Below are 10,943 nucleotides of genomic sequence, written 5' to 3'. Positions count from 1 at the left end.
ATTATCCGGCCTTTTACATTGCTGCAGGTAATGCTTATTCGGCCTTGGCGGTCTCTACCGTCTGGCTGCGGCGTTTGCGTATCACGCGCAGTACCGGCGGCACCACCAGTACCGCCACCGCCAATACCAGCAGGCTTTGGGCAATGCCGCTGCCCCACAGAATGCCGTATTCGCCGTTGCTGATCGACAGCGCGCGGCGCAGGTTCTGCTCCAGCAGTTCGCCCAGCACAAAGCCCAGAATCAGCGGCGACATCGGGAAGTGCATTTTGCGCAGGATATAGCCGAATACCCCCAGTCCGACCATCAGCATCAGATCGAAGGTGGTGCTGTGCACCGCGTACACGCCGACTGCCGATACGGCGGCGATCGCCGGCACCAGGAACCACAGCGGAATGGTCAGCATGCGGGTAAACAGACCAATCAGCGGGATGTTCATGATCAGCAGCATCACGTTGGCGATCAGCAGCGCGGCGATCAGCCCCCAGACAATATCGGGCTGTTCGGTGAACATCGCCGGCCCCGGCGTGATGTTGTACAGCGTCAGCGCACCCATCATCACCGCGGTGGTGCCGGAACCCGGTACGCCCAGCGTCAGCATCGGAATAAACGAGCCGCAGGCCGATGCATTGTTAGCCGCCTCCGGCGCCGCCACGCCGCGGATATCCCCTTTGCCGAAGCTGTCACTGTTGCCGCTGATTTTCTTCTCGGTCATATAGGTCAGCGCGCTGGCGATGGTCGCCCCGGCACCCGGCAGTATGCCGACGAAGAAACCGACTACCGAAGAGCGCAGGGCCGGGCCGGCGCACTCTTTCGCCTCTTTACGGTTAAACAGCAGCCGCCCGGTTTTACGCACCAGCTTTTGGCCGGCGCCGGTGCTCTCCAGCATCAGCAGGATTTCGCTGACCGAGAACAGGCCGATCACCACCACGATAAACTGAATGCCGTCGGAGAGGTGCACGCTGTCGAAGGTAAAGCGGTAGACGCCGGTGTTGGCATCGACGCCGACCGTCGCCAGCCCGAGGCCGATCAGCGCCGCCAGCAGCGACTTCAGCGGGTTCTGGCTCATCATGCTGCCGAGACAGGCGATGGCGAAGATCATCAGCGCGAAGTACTCCGCCGGGCCGAAGGCCAGCGACCAGCGCGCCAGCAGCGGGGCGAACAGAATAATGCCGCCGATGGCGATGATGGAGCCGATAAACGAGCTGACCGCGGAAATGGACAGCGCCACGCCGGCGCGCCCCTGCTGCGCCATCGGGTAGCCGTCCAGCGCGGTCATGATCGCCGCGGCGTCCCCGGGCACGTTCAGCAGGATGGAGGAGATGCGGCCGCCGTACTCACAGCCGATATACACCGTCGCCAGCAGAATCAGCGCCGATTCCGCCGGCAGCTTCAGCGCGAAGGCCAGCGGCAGCAGGATCGCCACGCCGTTAATCGGCCCGAGGCCCGGCAGCAGCCCGACGATGGTGCCGACGAAACAGCCGATCAGCGCAATAACCAGGTTCTGTGGAATCAGCGCCACCTCGAACCCTTGTGATAAATATAACCAGGTATCCATTATCGTTCCTCAGTTCAGCCAGGCGCCGAGCGGCAGCGTAACGTCGAGCAGGCGGTCAAAGGCGTAATACAGCGCTACGCCCATCACCGCGCCGGAGATCGCCGCCGCCGGCACGCGCGCGCCGAACAGCAGTGCGATGCTGAAGGTCAGCAGGGCGGTAGCCAGCGGAAAGCCCAGCAGCTCAAAACACCAGGCGTACAGCGACAGCGTGATGGTCAGCAGCAGCAGACGCTGCAGGGTGGCGCGGTGCGGCCAGGCCACCACCTGCGGATGGCGCAGCAGCATCAGAACGGCGCACAGCGCCATCAGGCTGAGGATGATCAGCGGAAACGGGCGCGGCCCCAGCGGCTCATAGCTGTATTCGCTGTGAATGCCCCAGCCGATATACAGGCCGCCGATGCACAGCAGTAGCCACACCCCGGCAAAAATACGATCGCTCATGGATGCCTCCGGATTACTTGGCCAGGCCGAAGGCTTTCGCCTGTTCACGGTAGTCGCTGACCTGTTTCTTCACGTAGGCGTCCAGCTCTTTGCCGCGCAGGTTAAATTCAAACAGCCCGCGCAGGTCACGCTGCTTTTTGAACTCTTCGGTCTGCTGCAGTTTGGCGAAGGCATCGGTCCACCACTGGTACTCTTCATCGCTGACCTTCGGCCCCAGGTAGAAACCGCGGATCACCGGCCACACCAGGTTATAGCCCTGCTCTTTAGCCGTCGGCACCTCGGCCAACTGGCCCGGCAGGCGTTCTTCCGAATACACCGCCAACACGCGGATTTTGTCGCCCTGCAGGTAAGGCACCATTTCGCTCAGGTCGCCGGATACCGCCTGAATATGGTTGCCGAGCAGCGCGGTCACCGGTTCGCCGCCGCCTTCAAAGGCGACGTAGCGCATCTTGCGCGGGTCGACGCCCACTTCACGCGCCAGCAGCGCGGTTTTCATCCAGTCCTGGCTGCCGATCGAGGCACCGGCGCCGAACACCACGCTGGTGGGATCTTTCTTGAAGGCTTCCATCAGGTCTTTCAGCGTTTTATACGGCGAGTCGGCGCGCACGGCGATCATGCCGTAATCGGTGCCGACCGCCGCCAGCCACTTGACGTCATCCACGCCGTAGCGGCCGAATTTGCCCTGCGACAGGTTGAGCAGCGAGCCGCCGGAGAAGGCGACCACGGTGCCGAACTCCGCCGGGCGCTGGGCGACGATGGCGTTATAGGCCACCGCGCCGACGCCGCCTGGCATATAGGTAACGCGCATCGGTTTATTGATGGCTTTGGTTTCCTGCAAAGACACCTGCAGCAGTTTACAGGTCAGATCGAAGCCGCCGCCGGGCTTGGCCGGCGCGATACATTCGGTACGGTCGGGCGCTTCAATGGCGAAAGCCTGATTGGCTGCCAACAGCAGAGCGGTTGCGGTCAGAGTACGGGTGATTATTTTTTTCATTGCCTTCCCCTAGGTATTTTTTCTTTCAGTCTGTGAGAACTCCCGCTGACACGGGGTTGCCAAATTGTTAAAACATAAACCTTTCATTTACCTTTCAACGTACGGGAAAGTTTACAGGATGTGATATGCGTCTCTTGTTAGTGGAAGATCACCCCGAATTATCCCATTGGCTGCAGAAGGCGCTGACCGGCGCCGGCTTCGCCGTGGACGTGGCCTCGGACGGCGTGGTGGCCGACCATCTGCTGTTAAACGAACATTACAGCCTGGTGGTGCTGGACGTGGAGCTGCCGCGCCTCAACGGGCTGGATCTGCTGGCGCGGGTGCGCAAGCGCGGTCAGAATCTGCCGGTATTGCTGCTGACCGCCCGCGCTGACGTCAGCGACCGGGTCAGAGGGCTGAATCTCGGCGCCGATGATTACCTGAGCAAACCGTTTGAACTGGACGAGCTGGAGGCACGCATCCGCGCGCTGCTGCGCCGCAGCGTGGGTGTCACCCAGCAGACCCTGCAGTTTGGCGCGCTGACCTACCACGACGACGGCTATTTTCTGCTGGATAATCGGCCCTTGGCGCTGACGCCGCGCGAACTGTCGGTGCTGACCACGCTGATCCACCGGCGCGGCCGGCCGGTCGCCAAGCAGCAGCTGTTCGAGCAGGTGTTTACCCTGTCTGACGAGGCCAACCCGGAGAGCATTGAGCTATATGTGCACCGGGTGCGTAAAAAATTGCACGGCAGCAATGTGGCGATCGTTACGCTGCGCGGTTTGGGGTACAGCCTGGAGCTGAGCGATGACGTGGTTTAAACCGCCGGCTTCACTGTTCTACCAACTGTTGCTGTTTTTCGGTTTGCCGCTGACGATACTGGGCGGCATCTCTATTTACACCCACTACTTTAGCGCCACCCATGCCGCGACGTTGGCCTACGACCGCACGCTGCTGGCGTCGGCGCGCACCGTGGCGGAGCGGCTGGTGGTGCGCGAGGGCAAGCTGAAGATCGACGTGCCCTATGTGGTGCTCGACAGCTTCGAGCGTAATATGAATGACCAGCTGTATTACGAAGTGATTTCGCCGCAGGGGCGCAGTATCTCCGGCTATGACGATCTGCCGTTGCCGCCGCCGCACCTGGCGCGTTCCACGCTGTACCCGGCGCTGGTGCATTTTTACGACGCTGAATATGCCGGGCGGCCGATCCGCGTCGCCGCGCTCTATCAGCCGGTGAATGAAGGCGGCATGATGGGCATGGCGACCATCCTGGTGGCGGAAACTCTGGAATCGCGCAACTATCTGGCGCGTCAGATGCTGCTGTCCGCGCTGCTCAGTCAGGGGACGGTGGTGGTGTTGACGCTGACGCTGGCGTTTGTGCTGCTAAAAAAGCTGCTCAAGCCGCTGCGTAAACTGTCGAGCGTGATGATGCGCCGCGATCCGGGCGAGCTGACGCCGTTGCCGACCCTGCTGTTGCCGTGGTCGGAAATGCAGCCGCTGCTGCTGGCGTTTAACCGCTATACCGAACGGCTGCGGGTGATGGTGGCGCGTCAGGAGCGTTTCAGCGCCGACGCCTCGCACCAGCTGCGTACGCCGCTGACGGTGCTGAAGACGCAGGTTGGCGTGGCGCTGGCCAGCGATGATCCGCAGCAGTGGCGCGAAAGCCTGCTGGCGATCGGCAAGACGCTGGATAACACCGTGGCGCTGACCGACCGGCTGCTGTATCTGTCGCGGCTGAAGGCGCACGAGCCGCACGGTGAACGCCGGCTGCAGCCGGTCAATCTGGCGCAGGTGCTGCGCGACGCCTGCTTTTCCCGTCTGCCGCAGGCGCGCAGCAACGGTATCGACCTGGGTTATGAAGGGGAGGCGGTGTGCTGGATCGGCGGCGAGGCGCTGCTGCTGACGGAGATGTGCGCCAATCTGCTGGATAACGCGCTGAAGTATACGCCGCGCCGCGGCACGGTGACGGCGCGCCTGAGCGCATTAAATGGAGAAGGCATACTGGAAATCGAAGACAGCGGGCCGGGCATTACCCAGCAGGATGCGCAGCAGGCGCTGCAGCCTTTCCGTCGTCTGGATAATGTGGGCGAGCAGCCGGGCGCCGGGCTGGGGTTGGCGCTGGTGAAGGATATTGCCGCCTATCACGCGACGCGGCCGGAGCTGCTGAGCTCTGCTGAACTCGGCGGCCTGTTGGTGCGGGTGCGTTTCCGCTTATTGTCCTGAGCCGGCAGGCCGGGGCGGAGACGCCGTTCTCCGCCCCGGCGGCGTCCTTATTTGGATACCGCCGTCTGCGGTTTTTTACGGCCCAGCGGCGTGCGCAGGCGCTGAGAGAGGATCACCCCCAGCAGGGTGATACCGCCGCCGACCAGGTGGTAGGCGTGCAGCTGTTCATGCAGGAACAGCACGGCGATCACCGCGGTGAACACCGGTGCCAGGTTCATAAAGATAGAGGTGGTATTGGCGCCGAGGCGGACAACGCCCTGAATCCACAGGAACGGCGCGATAATCGATGCCGGAATGCCGGCAAACAACACCAGCGACAGGTTCTGACTGTTCAGGCTGACGTCCGGCGCCATCAGGAAGTTCGGCAGTAGCAGCAGCACGCCGAGGGCGATCTGCACGTACAGCGATTGCCAGTTGGACAGAGCAATCGCCCAGCGTTTGGTCAGCACGCCGTACAGCGCGTAGGAGGCGGTGGCGGCAAACATCATCAGTTCGCCTTTGCCGATGCCGTGCTGCAACAGCGCTCCCGGCTGACCGGCGCTCACCAGCCAGATCAGGCCGCATAATGAAGTCACGCTCCCCAGCGCTACGCCGACGGTCGGCGCCACCCGCAGCAGTACGATGCTGATCAGAATGGTCAGCAGCGGGATCAGCGACACGATAATGCCCATAAACAGCGCGCTGACGCTGTGCGCGGCGTAGTAGGCCAGGCTCTGATAGAGCACCATGCCCAGCAGCCCCAATACCAGCAGTTTGCCGCCGTTAGCGCGCACCGTGCGCCAGTTGCGGATCACGCCGGGCAGCACAAACGGCGTCAGCGCGATCAGCGCCAGCAACCAGCGATAGAAAGAGATCGCTGCCGGGTCGATCGCGCCGGCCGACAGTTTGCTGACCACGGCGTTGATGGACCAGATCAGTACCGCCACCAGAGGGAAGAATATGTTCATGATAATTATTCTCAACAACGTACAAAGTGATGCCTAGTTTACGCATGTCTGGTTTATTGCATATACTGAAAACCAGACAAAAATCACCGTAAACAAGACAACCTGCAGGGGAGATAGCGCTATGCCGGAAATCCGTCATTTCTCAGAAACGCTGATCCCGGCGCCGCAGCTGGTGCAGTTTCGCTGTGAGGCGTTCAATGTGCGCACCGAATTTCAGCCGCACAGCCACTCCTGGGGACAGCTGATGTGGGTGACCAGCGGCGTGATGGTCACCCGTATCGGCGGGCAGCGCTTTCTGGCGCCGCCGGAGTTTGTGCTGTGGGCGCCGGCGGGCGTGGAGCACTCCTGTTATAACCATAAATTGGCGAAGTGCCGCATGGTGGACATCGCTCTGCCTTTATGCCGTCAGATGCCGGCAACGCCCTGTCTGGTCAGCGTCACGCCGATTTTCCGCGCCATCGCGGATGATTTCTACGCGCGCGAACAGTATATCCCGCAGAGCCGGGCGGATCTGCGCCTGTGCCGCGTACTGATTGACCAACTCCACCTGTCGCCACGGCAGCAGACCTATTTACCTTCCTCGCAGGATAAGTTTCTGGCGCCGATTCTGGAGGCGCTGGAGCACTGTCCGTCGGACAACACCTCGCTGGCGCAGTGGGCACGGCGGGTCTATACCACGGAGCGCACGCTGTCGCGCCGCTGCCAGCAGGATCTCGGCATGTCGTTCAGCGAATGGCGCCAGCGGCTGCGCTTTCTGCACGCGGTGTCGCTGCTGGAGCAGGGGAAGACCGTGCAGGAGGTGGCGCTGGACGTCGGGTACAGCTCCGCTTCGGCGTTTATCGTGATGTTTCAGCAGATTGCGGGTGCTACCCCCGAACGTTTTCGGCGCGCATAGATATGCGCGCCGGGTTGCCGTTGCGTGCAATGCCGTGACGCAGGCATAACTCGAGTATATGATCGGGCGGCAAATGGCCGTCCTGGGTTGGAGAAAGAAGTGAAGATACTGGTTGATGAAAATATGCCGTATGCGGTTGATCTGTTCAGCCGTCTGGGAGACACGCTGGCGGTGCCGGGCCGCCCGATCCCGCAGGATGCATTGGCGGACGCCGATGCGCTGATGGTGCGCTCGGTCACCAAAGTGAACGAGGCGCTGCTGAACGGCACCCGCGTCGGCTTTGTCGGCACCGCGACTGCGGGCACCGACCATGTGGACGACGCCTGGCTGCAGCAGGCGGGCATTGGTTTTTCCGCCGCGCCCGGCTGCAACGCCATCGCCGTGGTGGAGTACGTTTTCTCCGCGCTGATGCTGCTGGCTGAACGTGACGGCTTCCAATTGCGTGACAAAACCGTTGGCATCGTCGGGGTCGGCAACGTCGGCGCACGGTTGGATGCGCGCCTGCGGGCGCTGGGCGTACGTACGCTGCTGTGCGACCCGCCGCGCGCCGATCGCGGCGACGCCGGTGAGTTCTGGCCGCTGGAAAAACTGGTAGCGGAAGCCGATGTGCTGACCTTCCACACGCCGCTGAATAAATCCGGCCCTTATCACTCGCTGCACCTGGCCGACGCCGAATTGCTGGCGGCGCTGCCGGACAACCGCATCCTGATTAACGCCTGTCGCGGTGCGGTGGTGGATAACGCCGCGCTGCTGCAGGCGCTGGAAAAGGGCAAAAAGCTCAGCACGGTGCTGGACGTCTGGGAGCCGGAACCGGAGCTGTCGCTGCCGCTGCTGGCGCGGGTGGACATCGGCACCGCGCACATCGCCGGCTATACGCTGGAAGGCAAGGCGCGCGGCACCACGCAGGTGTTTGAGGCCTTCTGCCGCCATCTGGGCCAGCCGCAGCAGATTGAGCTGGCCTCGCTGCTGCCGACGCCGGAATTCAGCGAAATCCGTCTGAACGGGCCGCTCGATCAAGGCAGGCTGAAACGTTTGATGCACTTAGTGTATGATGTGCGCCGCGATGATGCGCCGCTGCGCAAAGTTGCCGGCCAGGCGGGCGAATTCGACCGCCTGCGCAAGCAGTATCAGGAGCGACGCGAATGGTCGTCGCTGCGCGTGGCGTGCGATGACGACGCCAGCGCCGAGCTGCTGGCCCGGTTGGGCTTTAGCGTACGCTAAACGGCGCGCGGTTTTAAATATCAGGGCGGTGATGCACCGCCCGTTTGTTTTGCATGTTAATGAAATACTCGGGAGATACCCCAATGTCTGACGGCTGGAATATCGCTCTGCTTGGCGCCACGGGCGCGGTAGGTGAAGCATTGCTGGAATTGTTACAGGAACGTCAGTTCCCGGTGGGCGAACTCTATCCGTTGGCCAGCGAACGCAGCGCCGGCGAAACGGTGCGCTTTAACGGCAAAACCCTGCAGGTGGAAAATGCCGACGAGTTCGACTGGTCGCAGGCACAGCTGGCCTTTTTCGTCGCCGGTGCGGAAGCCTCGGCGCGCTATGCCGTCGACGCCGGCAATATGGGCTGTCTGGTGATCGACAGCAGCGGCCTGTTTGCGCTGGAGCCGGACGTGCCGCTGGTGGTGCCGGGCGTCAACCCGCAGGTGCTGGCCGACTACCGCAACCGGAATATCGTTGCCGTGGCCGACGGCATGGTCAGCCAGTTGCTGACCGCCATCAAGCCGCTGACCGAACAGGCCGGCCTGTCGCGCCTGCACGTCACCACCCTGATGTCGGTGTCCGCCCGTGGTAAAGCGGCGGTGGACGATCTGGCGGGCCAGAGCGCGCGCCTGCTGAACGGTATGCCGGTGGAAGAGGGGCTGTTCGCCAAACAGCTGGCGTTCAACCTGTTGCCGCTGCTGGCGGACGAGCAGGGCAGCGTGCGCGAAGAGCGTCTGATCGTCGATCAGGTGCGTAAGGTGCTGCAGGACGAAGGGCTGCCGATGTCGGTGACCTGCGTACAGTCGCCGGTGTTCTACGGCCATGCGCAGGCGGTGCAGGTGGAAGGGCTGCGTCCGATCGACGCCGATGAGGCGCGTGCCGAACTGCAGGACGCGGAAGATATCCAGCTGAGCGACGAAGACGACTATCCGACCCAGGTCACGGAAGCCTCCGGCAGCGATGCGCTGAGCATCGGCTGCCTGCGCAATGACTACGGTATCCCGCAGGTGCTGCAATTTTGGTCGGTGGCCGACAACGTGCGCTTTGGCGGCGCGCTGATGGCGATTGAAACCGCAGAGCGTCTGCTGCAGGAGCAGCTGTACTGATGTCCGAACCGGCTGTAGCGACCCAGAAAATCGCGCTGGGCATTGAATATGACGGCAGCGGCTATTACGGCTGGCAGCGTCAGCAAGAGGTGCCGAGCGTGCAGGCCTGCCTGGAACAGGCGCTGAGTAAAGTGGCGGACGCGCCGATCACGGTGCTCTGCGCCGGCCGCACCGACGCCGGGGTGCACGCCACCGGCCAGGTGGTGCATTTTGAAACCACGGCGCGCCGTAAGGATGCCGCCTGGACGATGGGGGTCAATACCCATCTGCCGCCGGATATCGCCGTGCGCTGGGTCAGCCCGGTGGCGGAGGATTTCCATGCGCGTTTCAGCGCCACCGCCCGCCGTTATCGCTATGTGATCTTCAACCACCGCTATCGTCCGGCGGTGCTGCAGCAGGGGGTGACGCATTTCTATCACCCGCTGGACGCCGAGCGCATGCAGCGCGCAGCGCAGGCGCTGCTGGGAGAGAACGACTTTACCTCATTCCGCGCCGTGCAGTGTCAGTCGCGCACGCCGTGGCGGAATGTAAAACACGTTAAGGTCACGCGTCACGGGCAGTATATCGTGGTAGATATAAAGGCGAATGCCTTTGTGCATCATATGGTGCGCAACATCGTCGGTAGCCTGATGGAGATTGGCTGCGGCAACCAGGATGAAAACTGGATGGCGGAGCTGCTGGCGTTAAAAGACCGTAATCTGGCGGCGGCCACCGCCAGAGCGGAAGGTCTGTACCTGGTTTCCGTGGATTATCCTGAGCGTTTCGCGCTGCCGCAACCGCCGATGGGGCCGCTGTTTTTAGCCGATGACTAAAGAAGACGCGCAGTTGCGCCAGGCTCCGCCAAGGGGATCCTGCGCGGTGCGTCCTGATTAATCCGCCGGCGGGGGAGACCTCCGGCACAAGAGAGAAGCTATGGACATCATCAAGTTTGTTATTGATTTCATTTTGCATATCGACGTGCATTTGGCTGAGTTGGTGGCGCAGTACGGCATGTGGGTGTACGGGATTTTGTTCCTGATTCTGTTTTGCGAAACCGGTTTGGTGGTAACGCCGTTCCTGCCGGGAGATTCTCTGCTGTTCGTGGCCGGGGCGCTGGCCTCGCTGCCGACCAACGATCTGAACGTGCACACCATGGTGGCGCTGATGGTGGTCGCCGCGGTGGTGGGCGATGCGGTCAACTACACCATTGGCAGGCTGTTCGGCGAAAAGCTGTTCAGCAACCCGAACTCAAAAATTTTCCGCCGCAGCTACCTGGATAAAACTCATCAGTTTTATGAAAAGCACGGCGGGAAAACGATTGTTTTGGCGCGCTTTGTGCCGATCGTGCGTACATTTGCGCCGTTCGTCGCCGGTATGGGGCATATGTCCTATCGCCACTTCGCCGCCTACAACGTGATTGGCGCGCTGGTCTGGGTGCTGCTGTTTACCTATGCCGGTTACCTGTTCGGCAACGTGCCGGTGGTACAGGAAAACCTGAAGTTGCTAATTGTTGCTATTATCGTTGTGTCAATTTTGCCGGGCGTCATTGAAATCTGGCGCCATAAGCGCGCGGCTGCCCGCCAGCAAAAACAGTAAAAAACATCGCTTAACCTAT

General features: G+C 61.9%; 11 protein-coding genes. 7 read left to right on the top strand and 4 right to left on the bottom strand.

Going from position 1 to position 10,943, the window contains the following annotated elements; all coding sequences use genetic code 11:
* Positions 1–34 precede the first annotated feature (34 nt).
* The 3 genes from TAN611_RS16270 to TAN611_RS16260 are packed head-to-tail and all read right to left on the bottom strand — an operon-like array spanning position 35 to position 2,990.
* Entirely contained in the window at positions 35–1,555 is a 1,521-nt protein-coding gene (locus TAN611_RS16270; protein ID WP_111736711.1) for a tripartite tricarboxylate transporter permease, read from the bottom strand.
* A 9-nt stretch (positions 1,556–1,564) separates the two neighbouring features.
* Positions 1,565–1,996, bottom strand: a complete 432-nt coding sequence (locus tag TAN611_RS16265) for a tripartite tricarboxylate transporter TctB family protein (protein WP_105231970.1) — start codon at positions 1,994–1,996, stop codon at positions 1,565–1,567.
* Positions 1,997–2,009: 13 nt separating this feature from the next.
* Positions 2,010–2,990: a tripartite tricarboxylate transporter substrate binding protein gene (locus tag TAN611_RS16260; RefSeq protein ID WP_105231969.1), complete on the bottom strand. Its 981-nt coding sequence runs from the start codon at positions 2,988–2,990 to the stop codon at positions 2,010–2,012.
* A gap of 125 nt (positions 2,991–3,115) precedes the next feature.
* Here TAN611_RS16260 and tctD point away from each other — a divergent pair, with 125 nt between their 5' ends.
* Together tctD and TAN611_RS16250 are read left to right on the top strand one after the other, a co-directional pair.
* Entirely contained in the window at positions 3,116–3,790 is a 675-nt protein-coding gene (gene tctD, locus TAN611_RS16255) for a transcriptional regulator TctD (protein ID WP_105231968.1), read from the top strand.
* Positions 3,777–5,192, top strand: a complete 1,416-nt coding sequence (locus tag TAN611_RS16250) for a sensor histidine kinase (protein ID WP_105231967.1) — start codon at positions 3,777–3,779, stop codon at positions 5,190–5,192. Before tctD ends, TAN611_RS16250 begins: the two co-directional genes overlap by 14 nt.
* A gap of 47 nt (positions 5,193–5,239) precedes the next feature.
* Here the strand turns inward: TAN611_RS16250 and TAN611_RS16245 are convergent, their stop codons facing one another.
* Positions 5,240–6,139, bottom strand: coding sequence for a DMT family transporter (locus TAN611_RS16245; RefSeq protein WP_105231966.1), 900 nt, complete (start codon positions 6,137–6,139; stop codon positions 5,240–5,242).
* 121 nt (positions 6,140–6,260) lie between these two features.
* On the opposite strand from TAN611_RS16245, the gene TAN611_RS16240 reads away from it, so the two are divergent.
* From TAN611_RS16240 to TAN611_RS16220, 5 genes are all read left to right on the top strand, one after another.
* Positions 6,261–7,034 carry a helix-turn-helix domain-containing protein gene (locus tag TAN611_RS16240; RefSeq protein ID WP_105231965.1) on the top strand — a complete coding sequence of 258 codons (774 nt, stop codon included), beginning with the start codon at positions 6,261–6,263 and terminating at the stop codon, positions 7,032–7,034.
* A 99-nt stretch (positions 7,035–7,133) separates the two neighbouring features.
* Entirely contained in the window at positions 7,134–8,255 is a 1,122-nt protein-coding gene (pdxB, locus tag TAN611_RS16235) for a 4-phosphoerythronate dehydrogenase PdxB (RefSeq protein WP_105231964.1), read from the top strand.
* An 83-nt stretch (positions 8,256–8,338) separates the two neighbouring features.
* The gene (locus TAN611_RS16230) at positions 8,339–9,349 is read left to right on the top strand and encodes an aspartate-semialdehyde dehydrogenase (RefSeq protein WP_105231963.1); all 1,011 of its coding nucleotides are present in this window, start codon (positions 8,339–8,341) and stop codon (positions 9,347–9,349) included.
* A complete protein-coding gene (truA, locus tag TAN611_RS16225; RefSeq protein WP_105231962.1) occupies positions 9,349–10,161 on the top strand; it encodes a tRNA pseudouridine(38-40) synthase TruA in 813 nt (270 codons plus the stop codon). The genes TAN611_RS16230 and truA overlap by 1 nt, the downstream gene beginning before the upstream one ends.
* Before the next feature lie 100 nt (positions 10,162–10,261).
* Positions 10,262–10,924, top strand: a complete 663-nt coding sequence (locus TAN611_RS16220) for a DedA family protein (protein ID WP_203066733.1) — start codon at positions 10,262–10,264, stop codon at positions 10,922–10,924.
* The last annotated feature ends 19 nt before the right edge of the window (positions 10,925–10,943 follow it).

It is taken from the genome of Serratia sp. Tan611, from assembly GCF_905188235.1.
Taxonomy (GTDB): domain Bacteria; phylum Pseudomonadota; class Gammaproteobacteria; order Enterobacterales; family Enterobacteriaceae; genus Serratia_B; species Serratia_B rhizosphaerae.
The sequence above is the reverse complement of the archived record's forward strand: the minus strand, read 5'-3'. Positions and strand labels throughout refer to the sequence as shown.

Bases quoted from the DNA above. Each gene is read 5' to 3' on its own strand.
- TAN611_RS16270 (WP_111736711.1), bottom strand. From the start codon at position 1,555: ATGGATACCTGGTTATATTTATCACAAGGGTTCGAGGTGGCGCTGATT.
- TAN611_RS16265 (WP_105231970.1), bottom strand. From the start codon at position 1,996: ATGAGCGATCGTATTTTTGCCGGGGTGTGGCTACTGCTGTGCATCGGC.
- TAN611_RS16260 (WP_105231969.1), bottom strand. From the start codon at position 2,990: ATGAAAAAAATAATCACCCGTACTCTGACCGCAACCGCTCTGCTGTTG.
- tctD (WP_105231968.1), top strand. From the start codon at position 3,116: ATGCGTCTCTTGTTAGTGGAAGATCACCCCGAATTATCCCATTGGCTG.
- TAN611_RS16250 (WP_105231967.1), top strand. From the start codon at position 3,777: ATGACGTGGTTTAAACCGCCGGCTTCACTGTTCTACCAACTGTTGCTG.
- TAN611_RS16245 (WP_105231966.1), bottom strand. From the start codon at position 6,139: ATGAACATATTCTTCCCTCTGGTGGCGGTACTGATCTGGTCCATCAAC.
- TAN611_RS16240 (WP_105231965.1), top strand. From the start codon at position 6,261: ATGCCGGAAATCCGTCATTTCTCAGAAACGCTGATCCCGGCGCCGCAG.
- TAN611_RS16230 (WP_105231963.1), top strand. From the start codon at position 8,339: ATGTCTGACGGCTGGAATATCGCTCTGCTTGGCGCCACGGGCGCGGTA.
- truA (WP_105231962.1), top strand. From the start codon at position 9,349: ATGTCCGAACCGGCTGTAGCGACCCAGAAAATCGCGCTGGGCATTGAA.
- TAN611_RS16220 (WP_203066733.1), top strand. From the start codon at position 10,262: ATGGACATCATCAAGTTTGTTATTGATTTCATTTTGCATATCGACGTG.